This is a genomic window from Sphingobium sp. B11D3B (assembly GCF_025961735.1).
In the GTDB taxonomy this organism is placed as follows: Bacteria; Pseudomonadota; Alphaproteobacteria; order Sphingomonadales; family Sphingomonadaceae; genus Sphingobium.
In genome coordinates, this window is record NZ_JAOQOF010000001.1 from 681422 (window position 1) to 702541 (window position 21120).

General features: G+C 65.4%; 17 protein-coding genes. 13 read left to right on the top strand and 4 right to left on the bottom strand.

Annotation, left to right across the window (positions count from 1 at the left end; all coding sequences use genetic code 11):
- Positions 1–6 precede the first annotated feature (6 nt).
- The 9 genes from M2333_RS03235 to M2333_RS03275 all read left to right on the top strand — a co-directional run bounded on the left by M2333_RS03235 (position 7) and on the right by M2333_RS03275 (position 9739).
- Positions 7–621: an NADH-quinone oxidoreductase subunit J gene (locus M2333_RS03235; RefSeq protein ID WP_181560076.1), complete on the top strand. Its 615-nt coding sequence runs from the start codon at positions 7–9 to the stop codon at positions 619–621.
- Positions 622–727: 106 nt separating this feature from the next.
- On the top strand, positions 728–1033 hold the full coding sequence (nuoK, locus tag M2333_RS03240; RefSeq protein WP_181560075.1) for an NADH-quinone oxidoreductase subunit NuoK: 306 nt from the start codon (positions 728–730) through the stop codon (positions 1031–1033).
- Positions 1034–1037: 4 nt separating this feature from the next.
- On the top strand, positions 1038–3164 hold the full coding sequence (gene nuoL / locus M2333_RS03245) for an NADH-quinone oxidoreductase subunit L (RefSeq protein ID WP_264610843.1): 2127 nt from the start codon (positions 1038–1040) through the stop codon (positions 3162–3164).
- Positions 3161–4708, top strand: a complete 1548-nt coding sequence (locus tag M2333_RS03250; RefSeq protein WP_264610844.1) for an NADH-quinone oxidoreductase subunit M — start codon at positions 3161–3163, stop codon at positions 4706–4708. Before nuoL ends, M2333_RS03250 begins: the two co-directional genes overlap by 4 nt.
- Positions 4708–6147 carry an NADH-quinone oxidoreductase subunit NuoN gene (gene nuoN, locus M2333_RS03255; RefSeq protein WP_264610845.1) on the top strand — a complete coding sequence of 480 codons (1440 nt, stop codon included), beginning with the start codon at positions 4708–4710 and terminating at the stop codon, positions 6145–6147. Before M2333_RS03250 ends, nuoN begins: the two co-directional genes overlap by 1 nt.
- A 100-nt stretch (positions 6148–6247) precedes the next feature.
- Positions 6248–6967, top strand: coding sequence for a biotin--[acetyl-CoA-carboxylase] ligase (locus M2333_RS03260; protein WP_264610846.1), 720 nt, complete (start codon positions 6248–6250; stop codon positions 6965–6967).
- 44 nt (positions 6968–7011) lie between these two features.
- Positions 7012–7800 carry a type III pantothenate kinase gene (locus M2333_RS03265; protein ID WP_264587463.1) on the top strand — a complete coding sequence of 263 codons (789 nt, stop codon included), beginning with the start codon at positions 7012–7014 and terminating at the stop codon, positions 7798–7800.
- Entirely contained in the window at positions 7797–9443 is a 1647-nt protein-coding gene (locus tag M2333_RS03270) for a ribonuclease J (protein WP_264610847.1), read from the top strand. Before M2333_RS03265 ends, M2333_RS03270 begins: the two co-directional genes overlap by 4 nt.
- Positions 9444–9454: 11 nt before the next feature.
- Positions 9455–9739: a DUF1467 family protein gene (locus M2333_RS03275; protein ID WP_264570743.1), complete on the top strand. Its 285-nt coding sequence runs from the start codon at positions 9455–9457 to the stop codon at positions 9737–9739.
- Between the two features lie 49 nt (positions 9740–9788).
- Here the strand turns inward: M2333_RS03275 and M2333_RS03280 are convergent, their stop codons facing one another.
- Positions 9789–11975: a hypothetical protein gene (locus M2333_RS03280; RefSeq protein WP_264585334.1), complete on the bottom strand. Its 2187-nt coding sequence runs from the start codon at positions 11973–11975 to the stop codon at positions 9789–9791.
- Positions 11976–12243: 268 nt separating this feature from the next.
- Here M2333_RS03280 and M2333_RS03285 point away from each other — a divergent pair, with 268 nt between their 5' ends.
- The 4 genes from M2333_RS03285 to M2333_RS03300 all read left to right on the top strand — a co-directional run bounded on the left by M2333_RS03285 (position 12244) and on the right by M2333_RS03300 (position 16452).
- Positions 12244–12555 (top strand): Hpt domain-containing protein, encoded by a 312-nt coding sequence (locus M2333_RS03285; RefSeq protein WP_264570741.1) that lies wholly within the window; start codon positions 12244–12246, stop codon positions 12553–12555.
- A 130-nt stretch (positions 12556–12685) separates the two neighbouring features.
- Positions 12686–13915: a hypothetical protein gene (locus M2333_RS03290; protein ID WP_264610848.1), complete on the top strand. Its 1230-nt coding sequence runs from the start codon at positions 12686–12688 to the stop codon at positions 13913–13915.
- Positions 13916–13948: 33 nt separating this feature from the next.
- The gene (locus M2333_RS03295) at positions 13949–15031 is read left to right on the top strand and encodes a hypothetical protein (protein ID WP_264610849.1); all 1083 of its coding nucleotides are present in this window, start codon (positions 13949–13951) and stop codon (positions 15029–15031) included.
- Entirely contained in the window at positions 15028–16452 is a 1425-nt protein-coding gene (locus M2333_RS03300) for an ATP-binding protein (protein ID WP_264610850.1), read from the top strand. The genes M2333_RS03295 and M2333_RS03300 overlap by 4 nt, the downstream gene beginning before the upstream one ends.
- A 15-nt stretch (positions 16453–16467) precedes the next feature.
- Here M2333_RS03300 and M2333_RS03305 read toward each other — a convergent pair whose 3' ends face one another.
- The 3 genes from M2333_RS03305 to M2333_RS03315 all read right to left on the bottom strand — a co-directional run bounded on the left by M2333_RS03305 (position 16468) and on the right by M2333_RS03315 (position 20895).
- Positions 16468–17061: a glutathione S-transferase family protein gene (locus tag M2333_RS03305; RefSeq protein ID WP_264610851.1), complete on the bottom strand. Its 594-nt coding sequence runs from the start codon at positions 17059–17061 to the stop codon at positions 16468–16470.
- A gap of 266 nt (positions 17062–17327) precedes the next feature.
- Entirely contained in the window at positions 17328–19508 is a 2181-nt protein-coding gene (locus tag M2333_RS03310; RefSeq protein WP_264610852.1) for a 3-hydroxyacyl-CoA dehydrogenase NAD-binding domain-containing protein, read from the bottom strand.
- 178 nt (positions 19509–19686) lie between these two features.
- Positions 19687–20895, bottom strand: a complete 1209-nt coding sequence (locus tag M2333_RS03315; protein ID WP_264610853.1) for an acetyl-CoA C-acetyltransferase — start codon at positions 20893–20895, stop codon at positions 19687–19689.
- Between the last annotated feature and the right edge of the window lie 225 nt (positions 20896–21120).

The following is a 21120-nucleotide window of genomic DNA, read 5'->3' on the forward strand; positions in this document are numbered from 1 at the left end:
GACGTTTTGACCGTTCAAGTTTTCGCCTTCTACCTGTTCGCGAGCATCGTCGTGGCATCCGCCACGATGGTCATTCTCGCGCGCAATCCGGTGCACAGCGTGCTCTGGCTCATCCTGGCGTTCTTCAACGCGGCGGGACTCATGGTGCTGCTCGGCGCCGAGTTCGTCGCGATGCTGCTCGTCATCGTCTATGTGGGTGCGGTCGCCGTGCTCTTCCTCTTCGTGGTGATGATGCTCGACATCGATTTCGCGGAGTTGCGAGCGGGATTCGTCAGTTATTTCCCGCTGGGCGGCGCCATCGCGCTGATCCTGCTGGTCGAGCTGGTGCTGGGCATCGCCATCTGGCAGGCCGGTGAGGTCACGCTCGCGCAGCGGGCTGCGCCGACACCGACGGACATGCCGAACATCCAGGCGATCGGCGCGCTGCTTTACTCGCGCTACATCTTCCTGTTCGAGGCGGCCGGGCTCATCCTGCTCGTCGCGATGATCGGCGCCATCGTGCTGACGCATCGCGCCCGGGGCGGCGTTCGCTCGCAGGACATCGGCAAGCAGGTCCGCCGCCGGCCCGAGGATGCCGTGCGCAACATCGATCAGCCGGTCGGCAAGGGGGTAGAGCTGTGAGCCTCTTCCGCATCAACGCTCCGTTCGTGTCGAGCGTCGTCGAGACACGTCGCGCACTCCGCTTCTCGAATTCGCTCGAAGCGAACGGAAAGGGAGGTCTTTCCGCATGATCGGCCTAGGTCATTATGTCGTCGTCAGCGCGATCCTGTTCGTGCTCGGCGTGCTCGGCATCTTCATCAACCGCAAGAACATCATCGTCATCCTGATGGCGATCGAGCTGATCCTGCTGGCGGTGAACATCAATCTCGTCGCGTTCAGCGCCTATCTGGGCGATCTGGTCGGGCAGGTCTTCGCCATGTTCGTTCTGACGGTGGCCGCCGGTGAAGCGGCGATCGGTCTGGCGATCCTCGTCATCTATTTCCGTCAGCGCGGCACCATTGCCGTCGACGATGTCAACCAGATGAAGGGCTGATCGCGTGATCTCAATCATCGTCTTCGGTCCGCTGCTGGCCGCGATCATCTCGGGGCTGGGCCAGCGCGCCATCGGCAATGTGCCGGCCAAGGTCATCACGACGGGCGCGCTGTTCCTCTCCTGCGCGCTCTCCTGGCCGATCTTCATCTCCTACCTCACCGGCAGTGCGCAGCCGCAGATTGTCGAGCTGTTCACCTGGATGCGCTCGGGCACGCTGGACGTCGGCTGGGCGCTGCGGGTGGATTCGCTCACGGCGACGATGCTCGTGGTCATCACCAGCGTCTCCGCTCTCGTTCACCTCTATAGCTGGGGCTATATGGACGAGGACCCGGATCAGCCGCGCTTCTTCGCCTATCTATCGCTGTTCACCTTCGCGATGCTGATGCTGGTGACCGCCAACAACCTGCTGCAGATGTTCTTCGGCTGGGAAGGGGTGGGCCTGGCGTCCTATCTGCTGATCGGTTTCTGGTACAAGAAGCCGTCGGCGGGCGCGGCAGCCATCAAAGCGTTCGTGGTCAACCGTGTCGGCGACTTGGGCTTCATGCTCGGCATCTTCGGCATCTATCTGGTGTTCGGCACGATCGACATTCCGGCGATCCTGGCGGCGGCCCCGACCATGGCCGGTTCGACCATCGGCTTCCTTGGCATGCGCCTCGACACCATGACGGTCCTGTGCCTGCTGCTGTTCATCGGCGCGATGGGCAAGTCCGCGCAGCTCGGCCTCCACACCTGGTTGCCGGACGCGATGGAAGGCCCGACGCCGGTCTCCGCGCTCATCCACGCAGCGACCATGGTCACGGCAGGCGTGTTCATGGTCTGCCGCCTTTCGCCGCTGTTCGAGACGAGCGCGACGGCCATGGCGGTGGTTACCATCGTTGGCGCGGCAACCTGCATCTTCGCCGCCACAATCGGCACGGTGCAGACCGACATCAAGCGCGTGATCGCCTATTCGACCTGCTCGCAGCTCGGCTACATGTTCTTCGCTGCTGGTGTCGGCGCTTATGGCGCCGCCATGTTCCACCTGCTGACGCACGCCTTCTTCAAGGCACTGCTGTTCCTCGGCGCCGGCTCGGTGATCCATGCCATGCACCACGAGCAGGACATGCGCTATTATGGCGGCCTGCGGAAATCGATCCCGATCACCTTCTGGACGATGCTGCTCGGCACGCTGGCTATTACCGGCGTCGGCATTCCCGGCACCTATTTCGGCTTTGCCGGCTTCTTCTCCAAGGATGCCATCCTGGAGAGCGCCTTCGCGGCGGGCGGCCATGGCACGGGCGCGTTCTTCGTCGGCGCCTTCGCGGCGCTGCTCACCAGCTTCTACAGCTGGCGCCTGATGTTCCTGACCTTCTGGGGCAAGCCCCGCTGGGCGGGCAGCGAGCACATTCAGCACGCTGTGCATGACGCGCATGGGCATGATGCCCACGGTCACGGCCATGACGACCATGCCCACGCCGAAGCACATGGCCATGCCGAGCATGGCGCGGATAATCCGCCGGCGCAGGAAGATGCGGGTCATGATCCGCACGGCCATGGCGTCGATGCGCAGGCGACCGGCCCGGCAGGCTATCACCCCCATGAGAGCCCGCTGGTCATGCTCATCCCGCTGATCGTGCTGAGCCTTGGCGCGGTGCTGGGTGGCTATGTGTTCTACTACAGCTTCTTCGGGGTCGAAGAGGGCGCCCGCTTCTGGGCGGCCAGCACGCTCTATTTCAACGAGCATCTGGTCCATGCCGCGCATGAAGTGCCGTTCTGGGTGAAGGCGACGCCGGCCGTCGTCATGCTCACCGGCCTCGTCATCGCCTGGCTGGCCTATATCCGCCACACCGACTGGCCGGCCAAGTTTACGGCGCAGTTCTACATGCTCTACGATTTCCTGCTGCATAAGTGGTATTTCGACGAGCTGTATGATCTCATTTTCGTTCGCCCGGCCATGTGGCTTGGCCGCGTCTTCTGGAAGGGCGGCGACCAGGGGGTCATCGATCGGTTCGGTCCCAATGGCGCGGCGGCAGTCGTCGTCGCCGGCAGCCGGGTCACGCGGGCTATGCAGTCGGGCTATCTCTATTCCTATGCGCTGGTGATGCTGATTGGCCTCGCCGCGGCAGTCACCTGGGCGATCATGCCGAAATGAGCCAGAGCTTCCCAATCCTTTCGCTGATGCTCGCCGTTCCGATGATCGGCGCCATCGCCTGCCTGTTCGTCTCGGCGCAGTCGGCGCGCTGGATCGCGCTCGCCGCGACCCTGATCGACCTGGTGCTGGGCGCTATCCTGTGGCTGAACTTCGACATGACGCCCGGCGCGGCGGAGTGGCAGTTCACCGAATATGCGCCGATCTTCGGGCGGTTCGCCTGGGCGCTGGGCATCGACGGCATCGCCCTGATGCTGATCGCGCTCACGGTGTTCCTGATGCCGATCTGCATCGGCGCGAGCTGGGAATCCGTGAAGGACCGCGTCGGCGAATATATGGCGGCGTTCCTGTTCATGGAGACGCTGATGATCGGCGTCTTCGCGGCGCAGGACATCTTCCTCTTCTACATCTTCTTCGAGGCCGGCCTCATCCCGATGTATCTCATCATCGGCATCTGGGGCGGCGCGGACCGGATCTACGCGAGCTACAAATTCTTCCTCTATACGCTGCTCGGCTCGGTGCTGATGCTGATCGCGATGCTGTGGATGGTCCGCACGGCCGGCTCCACCGCCATTCCGGTGCTGATGGCCTATGACTTCCCGCCGCATGCGCAGACCTGGCTGTTCCTCGCCTTCTTCGCGAGCTTCGCGGTGAAGATGCCGATGTGGCCGGTCCATACCTGGCTGCCGGATGCGCACGTGCAGGCGCCGACCGCCGGGTCGGTCATCCTCGCCGGCGTGCTGCTGAAGATGGGCGGCTATGGCTTCATCCGCTTCTCGCTGCCGATGTTCCCGGTGGCCTCGGCCGAACTGGCCTGGCTGGTCTGGGGCCTCTCGATGGTCGCGGTGGTCTACACCAGCCTCGTCGCGCTGGTGCAGAGCGACATGAAGAAGCTGATCGCTTATTCCTCGGTCGCGCACATGGCGATCGTGACAGTCGGCCTGTTCGCCTTCAACCAGCAGGGCGTCGAGGGCGCCATGATGGTGATGCTGGGCCACGGCCTGGTTTCCGGCGCGCTCTTCCTGTGCGTGGGCATCATTTATGATCGCCTGCACACCCGCGAGATCAGTCGCTATGGCGGCCTTGCCGTCAACATGCCCAAATATGCGCTGCTGTTCATGCTCTTCACCATGGCCTCCGTCGGCCTGCCGGGCACGAGCAACTTCGTCGGCGAACTGTTGTCGCTGATGGGCATCTATCAGGCATCGAGCTGGGTCGCTTTGGTCTGCACCACCGGCATCATCCTGGGCGCCGCCTACATGCTGTGGCTCTACCGGCGCGTCGTGTTCGGCGATCTGGTCAAGGACGACGTCCGCGCCATGCCGGACCTCTCGGCGCGCGAACTGGCGCTGCTGGTGCCGATTGCCGCCGCAGTCCTGTGGATGGGCGTCTATCCCGAAAGCTTCCTCGCGCCGATGCGCGGCAATGTCGCCAGCATCGTTGCCCGCACCGAGGCTGCGAAGCCCGCCGGTGACGCCCATCTCACCAAGGGCACCGGCAAAGCCGTTGACACACATCACGAAGAACACGCCGAGGGGGCGCACTGATGGATAGCCTGGGCGCATTTGCTTCGGTCCTGCCGGAAATCACGCTGACGATCTCAGGGCTGGTCCTGCTGATGGTGAGTGCCTTTGCGGGCGACAGCGCCGGTCGCACGGTGAGCTGGCTCTCGGTGCTGGCGCTGGCCGTGGCCGGCCTGCTGCTCGCCACGCCGGCGGTGAATGCCGGCGGCCTGATCTTCGAGGGTCTCTACCGCGCCGATGCCTTTGCGAGCTTCGCCAAGGCACTGATCTTCTTCGCGGCTGCGGCCTGCATCGTCGTGGCCCCGCGCTTCTTCGATGGCGACGGTGGCCTGCGCGCCGAATATCCGGTGCTGATCCTCTTCTCGTCCATCGGCATGTCGATGATGGTGTCGGCGGCCGATCTGCTGACGCTCTATATCGGCCTCGAGCTGCAGAGCCTGGCCGCCTATGTGCTCGCGAGCTTTGCCCGCAAGGATTCGCGCTCGGCAGAAGCGGGCCTCAAATATTTCGTGCTCGGCGGCCTCGCGAGCGGCATCCTGCTCTATGGCATGTCGCTGCTCTATGGCTTCTCGGGCACGACCAGCTTCACCGGTGTCGCCGCGGCGATGGCCGATGGCCTGAGCACCGGCGAGATGTTTGGCATGGTGTTCGTGCTGGCGGGTCTGGCCTTCAAGATCAGTGCCGTGCCGTTCCACATGTGGACGCCCGACGTGTATGAAGGTGCGCCGACGCCGGTGACCGCCTTCTTCGCCAGCGCGCCCAAGGTGGCCGCGCTCGCGCTGACGGTGCGCGTTGCGATCAGCGCGATGGGGCCGAGCGGCGTCGCGTGGCAGCAGATCATCATCTTCATGGCCTTGGCCTCGATCGTGCTGGGTGCCGTTGCGGCGATCAACCAGCCCAACATCAAGCGGCTGCTGGCTTATTCCTCGATCAACAACATCGGTTTCGCACTGATCGGCCTGGCGGCCGGCACGGCCGAAGGCGTTGCAGCGGTGATGAGCTATCTGTTCATCTACATCATCATGACGGTCGGCAGCTTCATCTGCGTGCTGCAGATGCGGGATGAGGACGGCAATCCGGTCGAGACGATCGCGAGCCTCGCGGGCCTGTCGCGCTCGCGGCCGGGTCTGGCGGCTGCGCTGGCCATCTTCATGTTCAGCCTTGCGGGTATTCCGCCGCTGTTCGGCTTCTGGGCCAAGTTCTTGGTGTTCGATGCCGCCGTTGGTGCGGGCCTCACGCCGCTCGCCGCCATTGGTGTTGCCGCCTCGGTCATCGGCGCCTTCTATTATCTCAAGGTGGTCAAGACGATGTACTTCGACCAGCCGGCCGAGCCTTATGGCACCGCGCGTAGTCCGCTGGAATATGGGCTTATGACCGCCTGCGCGGCGATCATCGTGGTGGGCTATCTGCTCAACCCCTGGCTCGACCGGGCGAGCGCGGCTGCTGCAGCCTCGCTGTTCTGAGACCGCCGCGCGTCGCCTCCCCAGTGGGGCGACGCCGCGGTGCGCAGTGGGCGCATCGATGACCCTCGATCACCGCATGGCGTCACAGGGGCGCGGCTAGATGGCGCACGCGCGCATCCATGTCGTGCCGGAAACCGGCTCCACCAATGCCGATCTGCGCACGCAGGCCGATTGCTGGCCGGATGGGCACTGGCTGCGCGCCGAGCGGCAGACGGCGGGGCGAGGGCGGCTCGGGCGTGCATGGCAGAGTCCGACGGGCAATCTCTACGCCTCCACCCTGATCGCGCTGCAGCCGGGTGATCCGCCAGTCACCGGCATCAGTTTGATGATGGGTGTCGCGGTCCACGATGCGCTCTGCAGCGTGGCTGCTGCTGCGCCGATCCTGCTGAAATGGCCCAATGATGTTCTTGCGGATGGCGCCAAGCTGGCGGGCATGTTGCTGGAACGGGAAGGGCAGGCGATCATCGCCGGGATCGGGGTCAACATCGCCACCGCGCCGTCGCTCGCCGACCGCCCGACCGTAGCGCTGAATGCCTTGCCTGGCGGGGGCGGCCTCACTGCCGAGGTGGTTCTCGACGCGCTGGTGCTTGCTGTCGACCACTGGCTGCCGCGCTGGCGCGCCGAGGGGACGAGCGCGCTCGTCCCGGCCTGGCTCGCGCGGGCGCATCCCATCGGCACGCCGCTGGTGGTGACAGGCGCGGGTGACGCGCCCGTTCACGGTCGCTTTGTCGGCTTGCGCGACGATGGTGCGCTGATGCTCGCCTGTGACGACGGGACACAGGCCGTCATCCACAGCGGCGATGTCGGCATATTGCCTTGAATTCGACGCGGGAAACGCGCAACGCCGCCTGAGAGGATCAGCCCATGTTGCTAGCCATCGATGCCGGAAATACCAATGTCGTCTTCGCGCTGATCGCGCCCGATCGGACAATCCGCGCGCGCTGGCGGATCGCCACCGATCCGCGCCGCACCGGCGATGAATATGCCGTGTGGATCAACCAGCTTCTCCAGCTCGAAGGGCTGGGCATGAAGGATGTGACGGCGGTGATCGTCTCCACCGTCGTGCCGCGGGCGCTGCATAATCTCGACGTGCTGGCCCGCAAATATTTCGGCGTGGAGCCGCTGATCGCCGGCAAGCCGCCGGTGGAATGGCATATCAATGTCGACGTGCCGATGCCGCAGACGCTCGGCGCGGATCGCGCGCTCAATGCCATCGCCGCCCATGACGCCTATGAAGGCGATCTGATCGTCATCGATTTCGGCACGGCAACCACCTTCGACTATATCGATTACACCGGCGCCTATAAGGGCGGGATCATTGCGCCGGGCATCAACCTGTCGCTCGATGCGCTGGTGAACAATGCCGCGAAACTGCCCCGCATCGCCATCGAATCCCCCCGTAACAATGATTCCGTGATCGGTCGCACCACGGAGGACCAGATGCTGATTGGTGTTTTCTGGGGATATGTGGCAATGATGGAGGGGCTGGTCATGCGGATGCGCAAGGAGATCGGCCGCCCGGCGACTGTTCTTGCCACCGGCGGCCTCGCCATCTTGTTCGACCAGAAGACCGATCTCTTCGATGCCATCGTGCCGGATCTCACATTGACCGGCCTGGCACTCCTCTATGAACGCAGCGGAAAAAGTGCATGACGCCAGGCGATGAACTTCTCTTCCTGGCCCTTGGTGGGTCAGGCGAAATCGGCATGAATCTCAATCTCTATGGCTGTCGTGGCAAATGGTTGATGGTGGATCTGGGGGTGACCTTCTCCGATCCGTCCTTCCCCGGGATCGATCTCATCATGCCGGACACCGCCTTCATCGAGGAGCGGCAGAAGGATTTGCTCGGCATCGTGCTCACTCATGGGCATGAGGATCACATCGGCGCGGTGCCTTATCTCGCGGCCGATCTCGACGTGCCGATCTATGCGACGCCGTTCACCGCCGGGCTGGTGCGCGGCAAGCTGGCGGAGGAGGGCCTGACGGACAGCGTGACGCTGCATGTCATCCAGGAGGATGAGAGCTTTACGCTCGGCGATTTCCGGATGCGCTATCTGCCGCTGGCGCACTCCATCCCGGAAGGCAATGCGCTGCTGATCGAGACGCCCTTTGGCCGCATCTTCCACACCGGCGACTGGAAGCTCGACGATGAGCCCCAGATCGGCGTGCCGTCCACAGCAGAAGAGCTGAAGGCAGTGGGCGACGAGGGCGTATTGGCGCTCGTTTGCGACAGCACCAATGTGTTCAATCCCGAGGCCAGCGGCTCGGAAGGCTCAGTGCAGGCCGATCTGCTGAGCACGATTGCCGGCGCCAAGGGCAGGGTGGTGGTGACCACCTTCGCCAGCAATGCCGCGCGCCTGCAGACGCTGGCCAATGTGGCGCGGCTCACCGGGCGCAAACTCTGTGTCGCCGGGCGCTCGCTCGATCGCATCATCACCATCGCCAAGAGCTGCGGCTATCTGCAGAATCTGCCGCCGATGCTGGACTTCGACGCGATCATGGCGGTGCCGCCGCGCGAAGCGATGATCATCGCGACTGGCGGCCAGGGCGAATCCCGCGCCGCGCTCGCCCGCATCGCGACCGATCAACACCCGATCAAGCTGGATACCGGCGACACGGTGATCTTCTCGTCGCGCAAGATTCCCGGCAACGAGCTGGCCATCGGCCGCATCCAGAATGCGCTGGCGGCCAAGAATGTGGTGATGATCACCGAGAATGACGCGCATATCCACGTCTCCGGCCACCCCGGGCGGCCGGAGCTGGCGGCGATGTATGGCTGGATCCGGCCCGAGATGATTGTGCCGGTGCACGGCGAATTGCGCCATATGGCGGAGCAGGCGCGCTTTGCCGCGGAGCAGGGCATCGAGCGCGGCATCGTGCAGACCAATGGCGACATCATCCGCCTCGCGCCCGATGGGCCGCACAAGATCGGCGAGACGCGCGCCGGGCGCCTCGTGCTGGATGGCGATGTGATCCTGCCGGCCGATGGCAACACCATGAACGAGCGCCGCAAGATCATGATCCACGGCCATATGAGCGTGGGCCTCGCCATTTCCGCCAAGGGCAAGATGCTCGGCGCGCCGGACATCCGCACCAAGGGCGTGCCGGTCGAGGATGATCGCGAGCAGTTCCTGGCCGATGCGGCCAAGGCTGTGGGCGCAGTGGTTGCCAAGGGCAAGGCGAGTGGGGACGTCGAATCCTTGCGGGAAGCGGTGCGCATCGGCGCGCGGCGCGTGGCGTTCGAGTGGACCGGCAAGAAGCCGATCGTCGACGTGACGATCGTGCAAGCCGGCTGAGGGAGGCGAGGATGCAAATCGGCTCCGCGCTGGCGATCTATTTTCTGATCTGGTTTCTCAGCCTGTTTCTGGTGTTGCCGTTCGGCGTGCGCACCAGCGACGAGCTTGGGAAGGAGAAGGTGCCGGGGCAGGCGGACAGCGCGCCCCACGAGTTCCGCTTCTTCCGCATGATCCTGCGCACGACGGTGCTCTCAGCCCTGTTCTTCGCGCTGTTCTACGCGAACTGGGAATATGGCTGGGTGACCATACGCAGCTTCGACGGGTTTTTGAACGCGCCGGAGAGCCTCCGGCAATAAGCGGGAGGCGGGCGCGCGGTTTCAGCCGCGCGCCCCGCTCAGTTCGGCCTCAATTTGGCCGAAGCCGGTCGATGCCCTGGGCAAGCGCCACGTAGAGCTTGCCGATATCCGACGAGATCATTGTCAGCGCCAGGGTGCTGCCGTCCTTGGCGGCCATCACCGTGCGCAGCAGCATTTCGAAGTCGCGGATGTAGCGGTTCACATGCTCGCGGAAGGTGGCATCGTCCTGATAGAGGGCGTGGATCTGCTTCGCCTCTGCATTGTTGACCAGCTTGGTCGCGCGCCGTGCGAATAGGCCCTGGTCGCCCTTGAGATAGGCGTTCCAGTCGCTGTCCGAGACATCCTTGTCGAACCACTTGCCGACATCGATGGCGTGCTCGCCCAATGCGCCGATGAGCATGGCCGATCGTTCGGAGATCAGATCGCGGTCCTGCGTCTCCAGCTTCTCGCGATGTGCGCTGATGGCGAGGTCGAGCGTCTTGCCGGCTTCGGCGAGGGTCAGCATGTCGCCGCTCAGCTTGTGGGTGGCCTTCTGGGCGGTCTGCGCAGCCTCGTCGGCCGCCTGAGCCAGCCGGGCCAGTTCGCTCGAGACGGTCGCCTCAACCACCTGCCGGATGGCCTTGTCGCTGGCCACTGCGAGCCCCTGCGCGGCTGCCGGGATCACGTTGTCCATCGCTTCTCGCGCGCGTGAGGCAGCAGCGTCGGCGGCATTGCGGACTTCGCCCAGCGCTTCCGCCAGACGCGGGCCGACCGTCTCGCCAAGCACCTCCATGCCACGACCTGCCTGCTCGACCGCATCGGCCAGCGCCGCGATTTGCTGGCGCTGCGCGGAAAGGGCATCCTGAGACTTGCACAAAGCCTCGGTAAGCACGCTGAGCTGGGTGTTGGTCGCCCTGTCGGACTCGCGCAACTGGCTGACGACTCCGGTCGCCACCGCTTCCACGGCTTCAAGCGCAGGCCCTGCCGTGCGGATGCGTTCGTGCATCGTGCCAAGCTGGCTTTCAACCCGGCCGATCGCGGCAGGCAGGCTCTCGTCCAGCTCGCGCACGCTGCTGTCGAGGGCGAGCAGCAACGCTTCAGTGCGCTGGATAAGCTGACCGGCATGGCCATCGCCGCGCCCCAGAGTCTCGATCAGGGCCTGGGTTTCCCCTGACAGCCGGCTGAGCGTGCCGGAAAGCTGCTGGGTGCGGGCGAGCGAGGCCTGCTCCAGCGCATCGAACGAATGGGCAAGCGCGACTGCTTGCTCGCTCGTCTGGGTCAGCCACTGCGTGCTCCTGCCGGTCTGCCCTTCCAATCGGGCATCGAGACCGTCGAGTAGGGCTTCCATCTCGCGGCAGGTGGAAGCGAAGCGATCCAGGCCGCCGCTGGATGCGCGGTCGATCGCCGCGGCGCTCTGTTCGACGAGCGCGGCCAGCGCGGCGTTCTGCGCATCGAGGCGCTGCTCGGTCGCATCGAGCACGGATTTCACGCGGTCGATGGTGAGGTCGAGACGGGCGGAGGAGAGTTCGGAGAGATTGGTCAGCTCTTCTCCCGCGTCATGCGCGCCATCGCGCAGCCCGGAGATCTGCGCCGAGAGCGCCTTGCCGGCATCGGTGAGCTGCAGGCGGACTTCCTCCGCCACCAAAGCTGTCGCTTGCAACTGATGATCGAGCGCGTCGTGGCGCTGGCCCAGATCGCCACCGACCCGTGCGAGCGTTTCGCCCAGTGTCGCCAGCCGGTCCTCCAGCTTGGGCAGCGTATCGACCATCGCGGCGAGACGGTCGCCGACGGCACTCACGCGCGACAGCGAGGTCGTGCTGTTCTGGCCGAGCAGGTCGGTTTGCGCGGCGATTTCCGTCATGGATCGGCGCAGGGACTCGCTCGCCGCCTCGGCTGCCCGGGCGGTTTCGCGGGTCTGGCCGGCAAGCTGGCCGTTCACGTCGGTGAGCATGGTGAGGGCCTGGCGCGCTTCGCTGGTGATCAGCGCGGCGTCGTCGGCGCTGAGCGAGGCTACAGCCGCGGCCGGGCGTCGCATCAGGACCACGGCGAGACCGCCAAGGATCAACAAGGGGGCCGTCGCGACCGCGATCAGGTTGATCAGCCATGCCGAGCGCGCGCCGATGTCCGGATCGGTCCCGCTGGCGACCACAAGCGCGACCCAGCCGACGGCAATGACGCCCAAGCCCCCCAAAGCGGCTTTCCGCGCCGGGCTGAGCGGTTCGCGCTCTTCGGCGCCGCTGGCGAAGGATGTGGCCATGCCTTGATCTCCCTCAGAGGAACGATCGGGAAAGGCGGGCGCGTCCCAGCCTGCATCCGACTCGTTGCGGCGCGAGACGCCGTCCTGTTTCACGTGTTCTGGCCCCTTATTGATGCCGCTAATCTGGTCGATGTCCCGCCCATCCGTACCGTTTTGGGACGGATTTTCGACTTTTCGGGCGTCGGACATGACATTTCCTTAACATGTTCCCTCTGAGGGGGAACCCGGTTTTACACTCTGTTCACCTTTCGAAGGTTATCAGATGGCCATGGCATATGATCCTGGCACGCTCGAAGCAGCCCTTGCTGCGGCAGTCGGTTCCGACCGTGCGCTCATCGCGGATTTGCGTCGCGCATTCCTCGAGAGCGCAGGCCGGCAGGTTGATCTTCTCGCCCGTTCCCGCTGCGATGCGAACTGGACGATGGCGGCGCTGCGACTCAAGGGGCTGTGCGCCAGCTTTGGCGTTAATCGCCTGATGAACCTTGCCGACGAGGCACTGGTCGGCGCGCCGGGCGATCCGGTCATCCTGCGGCGCATCACCCAGGCGCTCGCGACGGTCGGGGCGGAAAACGAAGACTGACCGCCCGACCGCATGTGTCGGCTGATCACTCTCACGGCATCCCCCTGTGTCGAAATGGGGGCCTTGCAATCGGGCCACCGCATTGCCAGACAGATTGTCTGTGTCGAATGTCGGTCTCTAGGTAGCATCCATGGTGCTGGTCGCTCTGCTCAGTGCGCGCAATGCCGCACGGGACGGTCTGCAGTCGCCCGTGTCATCGGCGCTGCTGGATTTTGGCGGCCAGAGCCTCATCGAATATCAGGCGCGGCTGGCGCTGGGCGCGGGCGCGGAAAAGCTCATTATTCATGCCGATGCGGCAGCGGCGGAGGCGGACTTGCCCGGCCTCACCCGCATGGCCGATCACATCGCGCGCGAGACCGATTGCCCGGTGAGCGTGGTGCGCGACATGCCGGAACTGGCCCGCACGATTGCACCGGAAGACCTTGTTCTGCTGATGGCGGAAGGCGCGGTGATCCCCTCAGAAGCGCTCGACGCCCTGACGGTCAGCGGTGGCGAGGCGGTGCTGGTGCTGCCCTCGGGCGCGAGCACGGCCAGCTTCGAGCGGCTGGATGTCAGCAGCATGTGGGGCGGGGCGTTCTGTGTTTCCGGGGCACGGCTGCTCGCAACGCTGGATATGCTGGGCGAGTGGGATCTGGTGCTCACCTTGCTGCGCCGCGCCGTTCAGGATGGCGTGGAGCGGATCATGTTGCCGCCCGAGCCGGTGCTGCAGGGCCGGTTGGCCTTCCTGACCGACCAGTCCAGCGCCGATTTGGCGCTGAATGCCCTCAGCGATTACGCGCCCGACGCGAGTTGGCGCGATGGCGGTGGCGTTGGGGCCTTGCTGGCGCCGCTCTCACGTACGTTGCTGCGCGAATTGATGCACCGGCAGGCCGAACCGGCGCATATCGCGCTGCTTGCCGTGCTGCTGTGCGCGGGCAGTGTGGCAGTGGGGCTCAGCGGATGGGCTTTCCCGGCGCTGCTCCTCATGCTGCCCGCGCTCGGCATTGCGGCGCTGGCAAATCGTTATGCCCAGCTGACCCTGCGCGCGACCGGTCGGCGTTGGCCGCTCGCGCTGGTGCAGGGCGGCGCGCTGCTGCTGCTCGGCATGACCGGTTTGCGGGCGGCAGGAGCGGATCCGCTAGCGCTCACGACGGTGCTGTTCGTGCTGCTGTTCCTCACTCTTTTCACCTTCGGGTCGGAACGAACGCCGCCCACTGCGCTTTGGGAAGTGCAGCTTCGTCCCGGCGTCCCGGCGGCATTGCTGATGGTGCTGGCCGGCGTTATCGTCGGCTATGTGGGAATAGCCTTTGCGCTGCTCGGCTGGGTTCTGGCCGGTCTGCTGGCGGCGCGACTGTTCCATGTGGGAAGGTCCGAATTTTAGGGCCTGTTAAGCCTGTTTGGCTAGGGATGGGGCATGACGGGCGTGGGTGAACCGGTTCAGCAACGCCATGGCGGCGAGCGGGAAGGCGCGGTGTTTGCCGCGCGCTTTGCTCGCGGGCTGGCGCTGGAGGTTCGCCATGGTGCCGATCTCGCGCGGCTGGCCGACGATGCGCCCGGCCGCTGGACCGATGCCTTGCTGGCCGAAACGCGTATCCATCTTGCCGGGCTGATGAACGCGGTCGAGCAGGCGCTGGTCGCCGGACTGGCCCGCGAGCCCGTGGCTTCGATCTCCGCCATGCCCGATGTTGGTTATGCGCGGCAGGCGATCGAGCGGGACATCGCCGTGCTTTCGCCGGACTTGCTGCGCCATCTGCGTCATCGTGCCTGCGTGTCGCTGCTGATGCGGCAATATCGGCTCGAGGGTCGCCATGGCGTTCGCTCGCGGCTGGAGAGCGAGGCCAGCGACAATGGTCGCTATCTCGACGCCCTGGCAGGCCTCGCGCTGGCGGAGCGCAACTGGTGCGGGCCGATGCTGCTCGACGCGACGATGCTGCCGGATCTGCCGGCCGAACTCTATCACGATCTCGTCTGGACCGTCGCGGCCCTGCTGGTAAACGGGAGTAGCGCACAAGCCGCCGGCGCCGATCCCATGCTGACGACGGCCATCGCGCGCGCCGCCGAGGGGCTGATTGCCCGGCATGATGAAGGGCAGGGCGCCATCGCACAGGCCCGCCGCTGCGCGCGTGCGCTTAATTCGGATCAGCGCTTCGCCGTCGCCCCGCACGCGCTGGCGGAAGCACGGCTGCTGCTCTTCGCCGCCATCGTGGAGTGCGAAGGCGGCATTGCGCTGGACGAGGTGCTGGAGGCCCTGATCGGCCCGCAGGAGCGCGATCGCTTCGCCCTGTTGCGGGTCATGGGCGTGGACGATCCCGGCGCTTTTCAGGTCGCAGAGATGCTCGGCCCGGTCACCGGTCTCGCCGAAGGGGGCGATGCCGCGCTCGTCGCTTTCGTCGAGAGCTATCGCGCGTTCGATGCGGAACAGGCCATGCAGTGGCTGCTCGACCGGATGAACCCGCGCGCGCTGGCGGACAAGCTCGCTCTGCTGGACGGCCGATGACAGTCGCGCCCCCCGGCACGGAGCCAATCCTGGCGCGGCTGGACGGCGACGGCCGCATCATCTCGGCCGACGCGCCGCTTGCGCGGTTGCAGGCCGATGCAGGCGGCGATCCGCATGGGCCGCTCGCCATTCCTGCGCTGGCCGCGCTCGTCCGCCTCGCCGCGCGGCTGCGCATACCGATTTCCCGCGCGGTGCAGGCTGCACAGGGCGAGGCCGATCTCAGCATGTGGGTACAAATCCGTCCCGCGGCGGACGGCTACGCCATGTCCATTGTCGATTGGCAGGTGCGCGCCCCGCGCCAGTGGCCGGGCGAATTGGGCGTGCTGATGGCGCGGCGTCTGGCGCCCGCCGAGCCGGGCTGGCCGTGGCAGGTGGATACGCAACTGCGCTTCCGGCAGGTTGCGGCCGACGCCGCCGCCATCGGGCATGAGCCGCCCCGCGATGGCGAGCCGCTGACGGCCTATTTCCGCCTCGATGCGATCATTGCCGACGATGTGTCGCCGATGCCGCTGGTCGAGGCGTTGGCGCTGCGCATGCCGTTTACGGACCAGCATGCGCGCCTGCGGGCCGACGATGCGGTTTCCTATCGCATTTCCGGCGAGCCGCTGTTCGATGAGCATGGTGCGCTGATGGGCTATCGCGGCCGCGCCGTGCCGCAAGAAAACCAGCCCGCACAGGCGCCCCGTGTGGAGGCAGAGGCGCCGTCGGCGGAGATCCACGATCTCTTTGGCGATGGCATGTTCGATGCCGGCTTCGCCCCCCGGCTGGACCGCGCCCTGCGCCAGCCGATCGGGCGGATCATCGCCAATGCTGGCAGCATTGCCGCGCAGGCCCATGGTGAACTGCGCGAGGAATATGCAGGCTATGGCGCGGACATCGCCCAGGCCAGCCGCCATCTGCTCGATCTGGTCGATGACTTGTCCGATCTTCACGCCATCGAGCGCCCTGATTTCCGGGTGGCGAAAGAGCGCGTCGATCTGGCCGATCTGGCGCGCCGCGCGGCCGGTCTGCTGCATGTCCGCGCTGGCGAGCGCGGCATCCGTATCCAGACCCCGCCGCTGGGCGAGAGCGCCATGGCTTGCGGTGAGTATCGCCGCGTGCTGCAGATCCTCGTCAATCTCATCGGCAATGCGGTGAGGCACACGCCGCGCGACAGCACCATCTGGGTGCGCGTCGATAGCGAGGGCGGGCGCGCCCGCGTCGTCGTTGCGGATCAGGGAGGCGGCATCGACCCTGCCGATCACCAGCGCATTTTCGAGCGGTTCGAGCGACTGGGCCTCTCCGGCGGGGATGGCAGCGGACTGGGGCTTTATATCTCGCGCCGCCTTGCCCGCGCGATGAGCGGCGATCTGACCGTCGAGAGCGCGCTGGGGCAGGGCGCCCGCTTCACGCTCGATCTGCCGGTGTGGGCGGACGCCTAACCTGAGGCGTAGCGCTCAGGGCATCCGCAGACCTCGCAATTCATAGCCGATCGACTGTTCGATCTCGCAGGTCTTGCGAACGGCTGGCAGCGCCATCATCCGGTCATAATGAGCGGTGAGGCCCGGCCAGTTCTCCACTGGCAGGGCGAGCGTGTGTCGCATCCGCCAGAATAGACGGAAAAGGTGGATGTCGGCCACCGAAAGCCTGCCGCCGACCGCCCAATCCTGACCCGCCAGCCGATGCTCGGCCTGTCCGAGCGCTGCCTCCGCGCGCTCTTGCCCGGCAATGAAGGAGGGATGCAGCGTCGACGCGGCGAACGACATCCAGGACAGAGCCTGCGCGGTGCCCATGGCATCGTCGGGCAGCAGCCCTGCTTCAGGAAAACGCCGCGCGAGATAGAAGAGGATGGCCGCCACTTCGGTCAACGTGCCCTCCTCGGTCACCAAGGTCGGCACCTTGCCTTCGGGGTTGATCGCCAGATAGGCCGGCTCGGCCTGCTCGCGCTTCGCGAAGGAGAGCGAGCGCAATTCAAACGGCGCGCCGATGTGCAGGAGCGCGATATGCGGCGCCATCGAGCTGGCGCCCGGGGCGATGTAGAGCGTGAGCATGGGTGATCCTCCCTGATGCCGGCAAAGGCTGTGACAAGCTTAATCCTTCTCCCCTTGAGGGAGAAGGATACGGAGCCTTGCCGCTATGAGCGGCTAGGCGCAGTTGGATGAGGGGTGGCGGATCCATGATCCGCGCGATCCCGTGGATCGCTTACCCCTCTCCCAGCTTCGGCTAGGCAGCACGCTGCCAAGCCTGCGCATCCCTCTCCCTCAAGGGGAGAGGGTATAGGGCGATCCTTGCTGCTTAACGGCAGCCTATTATCATCTCAGGCCGCCTTCACCTGCGCGCCGTCATAATAGCCATGGCCGCTCGCTGCCATCTCCCGCAACTGCTCTGGCGGTGCAAAGCGTTCGCCATGCGCTGCCGTCAGTCGATCCAGAACCTCCACAACCTTCGTGGGGCCGATCGTATCGATCGCGCTGAACGGGCCGCCGGTATAGGGCGCGAAGCCCCAGCCAAAGATTGCGCCGATATCGCCATCTTGCGGCGTCACCAGCACGCCCTCGGCAAAGCAGCGGGCGCATTCGACCAATTGGCGGTAGAGCAGCCGCTCACGCACCTCCGCCGGCGTCGGCTGTTTGAGAGCGCGCGGGAACTCCGCCGCAAGGCCGGGCCAGAGCGCCTTTTTCCCGCCGTCCGCCGGATAATCATAATAGCCCTTGCCGTTCTTGCGGCCGAGGCGGCCGATCTTGACCATATGCGCGACGACATCATCGGCCTTCGCGGGCACATAGGCATCGCCCAGTGCGGCCCTCGCGGCGAGCGTCACCTTATGGGCCAGCTCGATGGAGACCTCGTCCGAGACGGCGAGTGGGCCGACCGGCATGCCGAGCTGGCGCCCGACATTCTCGATCAGCGCGGGGTTGATGCCCTCGGCCAGCATCTGCGCGCCTTCCTGCACATAAGTGCCGAAGCAACGCGAGGTGTAGAAACCGCGCGAGTCATTGACAACGATGGGCGTCTTGCGGATCTGCGCGACGAAATCGAGCGCCTTGGCGACGGCGGCATCGCCGGTCTGCTTGCCGAGGATGATCTCGACCAGTGGCATCTTTTCCACCGGCGAGAAGAAATGCACGCCAATGAAGTTCTCGGGCTTCGACCACGCCTTGGCGAGGCCGGAGATCGGCAGGGTGGAGGTGTTGGAGCCGAAGATCACGTCCGGCCCCAGCACGGATTCGACCCGCTGGGTGATCTCCGCCTTAATCGCCGCGTCTTCGAACACGGCCTCGATCACGAAATCGCAGCCCTGCAGCGCATCCACGCTGTCTGCCGGGGTAATGCGGGCGAGGGCTTGCTCCATTTTCTCCGGCGTCATGCCCCGGCCGATGCGCTTTTGCATCTGCGCCTGCGCATGGGCCTTGCCCTTGTCCGCCGAGGCCAGATCGCGGTCGAGCAGCACCACGTCGATACCGGCCTGCGCCGCGACATTGGCGATGCCCGCGCCCATCATCCCGGCGCCGAGCACGGCCAGCTTTCTCGTCGGGGCCTTCTCGACACCGGCAGGGCGCCGCGCGCCGCGTTCGGCGGCCTGCTTGGAGACGAACAGCGTGCGGACCATGTTGCCCGCCTGCGGATCGGCCACCACCTTGGCGAAATATTTGCTCTCGACCCGGATCGCCCGGTCCATGGGCAACTGGATGCCCTCATAGACCGCGCTGAGCAGGGCGTGCGGCGCATGGATGTTGCGCTGGGTCTGCTTGGTGGTCATCACTGTTGCGGCCATCATCGTCTGGATGAAGCCGGGGTTGAACTGCCCCGATCCGCCGGGGACCTTGAAGCCCTTGATGTCCCATGGCTGGGTGTGGGCATCGGGATTGGCCTTCACCCAGGCCTTGGCGACATCGATCGTCTGGCCCGGGTCGGCCAGTTCATCGACGACCTTCATCGCCGCGGCCTCGGCCGGGCGCCAGCTCTTGCCCTGCAGCATGTACATGAGGGCACCTTGGATGCCGATCAGGCGGGGCAGGCGCTGCGAGCCGCCACCGCCGGGGAACAGACCGACAAGGATTTCCGGCAGGCCGATCTGCACCTTGGGATTGTTGCTGAGCACGCGGTGATGGCAGGCGAGCGCCAGTTCCAGACCGCCGCCCATGGCCGTACCTTCGATGGCAATGGCGACCGGCTTTCCGCAAGTCTCAAGTTTGCGCAGCAAGTCGTTGAGGGTGAAGACATTGTCGAACAGGGCGGCCATGTCGACATCGCCGCTTGTCGCCTCGCGCAGCATGGCCGAGAGATATTTGAGATCCATGCCCGCCATGAAGCCACTGTCCTTGCCGGAGCAGACGACGGCGCCCTTGATGGCCTCCTCGCTACCGATCCGCGCGATGGCGGCAGCGAAATCGGTCAGGAAGTCTGGCGTGATGACATTCATCGACTGCCCCGGCACGTCGATGGTGAGAAGGGCGATGCCGTCGCCGTCGATCTCGGTCGTGATGGTCGTAGCCATGTGTGCCTCCTGACTCGTTCGTCTTCACTTTCCGTTCGCCCTGAGTAGGGGCTGAGCCTGTCGAAGACCCGTATCGAAGGGTCACTGAGCAGGCTGGGCGCTTCGATACGCTCCTTCGACAAGCTCAGGAGCTACTCAGCACGAACGGTGTTGAACTGCTGCCTTCAATTCGCGGGCCTCAAACCCGCTCGATAATGATGCCCGTGCCCATGCCCGCGCCCACGCACAGATTGATCAGCGCCGTGCCCTTGCCGGAGCGCTCCAGCTCATCGAGCGCAGTGCCCAGCACCATGGCCCCGGTCGCGCCGAGCGGGTGGCCCATGGCGATGGCGCCGCCGTTCACGTTGATCTGGCCGTGATCGAGCCCCATCGCCTGCATGTAGCGCAGCACGACGCTGGCGAAGGCTTCGTTCAGCTCCCACAGGTCGATATCGCCGACCGACATTCCAGCCTTTTTCAGGAGCTTGTCAGCAATGTTTTCCGGGCCCGTGAGCATGATCATCGGCTCGGAGCCGACCGACGCCATGGCCTTCATCCGGGCGCGGGGTTTGAGCCCATATTTCTCGCCCATGGCCTTGCTGCCGACCAGCACAGCCGCAGCGCCATCGACGATGCCGGAGCTGTTGCCGGCATGGTGAACATGATTGACGCGCTCCAGCTCCGGGTATCGCAGCAGGGCGATGGTGTCGAAGCCCGGCATCTCCTCGCCCATGGCGAGAAAGCTGGGCTTGAGGCTGGCGAGGCTCTGCATCGTCGTTTCCGGGCGCATATGCTCGTCATGGTCGAGCAGCACCTGGCCGATCACATCCTTCACAGGAATGATCGACTTGCCGAAGTGCTTGTCGTCCCAAGCAGCCTTGGCGCGCTTCTGGCTCTCGACCGCATAGGCGTCCACGTCGTCGCGGGAGAAGCCGAACTTAGTCGCGATCACGTCCGCGCCAATGCCCTGCGGCGCGAAATAGCTGGCATAGGCGACATTGGGATCGGAAGCCCAGGCGCCGCCGTCCGCGCCCATCGGCACGCGGCTCATGCTCTCCACGCCACCGCCAATGGCGAGCTCCGCCTCGCCACTGATCACCTTGGCGAGGGCCATGTTCACGGCTTCCAGTCCCGAGGCGCAGAAGCGATTGATCTGCACGCCCGGCACGGTCTCGGCATAGCCGGCGGTCAGCACCGCCATGCGGGCAATGTCCGTGCCTTGCTCGCCGACCGGCGCGACGCAGCCGAGGATCACGTCGTCGACATCGGCCGTGTCGATGGCGTTGCGATCGCGCACCGCTTGGAGAACTTGCACTGCCAGCTGTACCGGCGTCACCTCATGGAGCGACCCGTCCGGCTTGCCGCGTCCCCGCGGTGTGCGCACGGCATCATAGATGAAGGCTTCCATGGTCGCTCTCCTGTAGGTCTGGCGGGGCCTTTGGTGCGGCCAATATGGGCCATGCCATCGCCTTCGCGCAAGGGTCAGCTGCGGGTTTCGTCGGGTGGACGATCCATGCAAGCCCAAGAAATCCGCCAATCCTCTGCCTTACCCTAACGTCAACGGAAGGGGTGCGGGCGGGGCATAATTTCCCTTTCTTTGGCGCCAAGGCGAGCCGTACATGCCAAGTCCGCG

Coding starts and splice junctions, on each gene's coding strand:
- M2333_RS03265 (WP_264587463.1), top strand. CDS start 7,012: ATGTTGCTAGCCATCGATGCCGGAAATACCAATGTCGTCTTCGCGCTG.
- M2333_RS03305 (WP_264610851.1), bottom strand. CDS start 17,061: ATGCTCACGCTCTACATCGCCCCGGGCGCCAGCTCGATGGCGCCGCAT.
- M2333_RS03260 (WP_264610846.1), top strand. CDS start 6,248: ATGGCGCACGCGCGCATCCATGTCGTGCCGGAAACCGGCTCCACCAAT.
- M2333_RS03250 (WP_264610844.1), top strand. CDS start 3,161: ATGAGCCAGAGCTTCCCAATCCTTTCGCTGATGCTCGCCGTTCCGATG.
- M2333_RS03290 (WP_264610848.1), top strand. CDS start 12,686: ATGGTGCTGGTCGCTCTGCTCAGTGCGCGCAATGCCGCACGGGACGGT.
- M2333_RS03295 (WP_264610849.1), top strand. CDS start 13,949: ATGACGGGCGTGGGTGAACCGGTTCAGCAACGCCATGGCGGCGAGCGG.
- M2333_RS03270 (WP_264610847.1), top strand. CDS start 7,797: ATGACGCCAGGCGATGAACTTCTCTTCCTGGCCCTTGGTGGGTCAGGC.
- M2333_RS03310 (WP_264610852.1), bottom strand. CDS start 19,508: ATGGCTACGACCATCACGACCGAGATCGACGGCGACGGCATCGCCCTT.
- M2333_RS03280 (WP_264585334.1), bottom strand. CDS start 11,975: ATGGCCACATCCTTCGCCAGCGGCGCCGAAGAGCGCGAACCGCTCAGC.
- nuoK (WP_181560075.1), top strand. CDS start 728: ATGATCGGCCTAGGTCATTATGTCGTCGTCAGCGCGATCCTGTTCGTG.
- M2333_RS03300 (WP_264610850.1), top strand. CDS start 15,028: ATGACAGTCGCGCCCCCCGGCACGGAGCCAATCCTGGCGCGGCTGGAC.
- M2333_RS03275 (WP_264570743.1), top strand. CDS start 9,455: ATGCAAATCGGCTCCGCGCTGGCGATCTATTTTCTGATCTGGTTTCTC.
- M2333_RS03285 (WP_264570741.1), top strand. CDS start 12,244: ATGGCATATGATCCTGGCACGCTCGAAGCAGCCCTTGCTGCGGCAGTC.
- M2333_RS03315 (WP_264610853.1), bottom strand. CDS start 20,895: ATGGAAGCCTTCATCTATGATGCCGTGCGCACACCGCGGGGACGCGGC.
- nuoN (WP_264610845.1), top strand. CDS start 4,708: ATGGATAGCCTGGGCGCATTTGCTTCGGTCCTGCCGGAAATCACGCTG.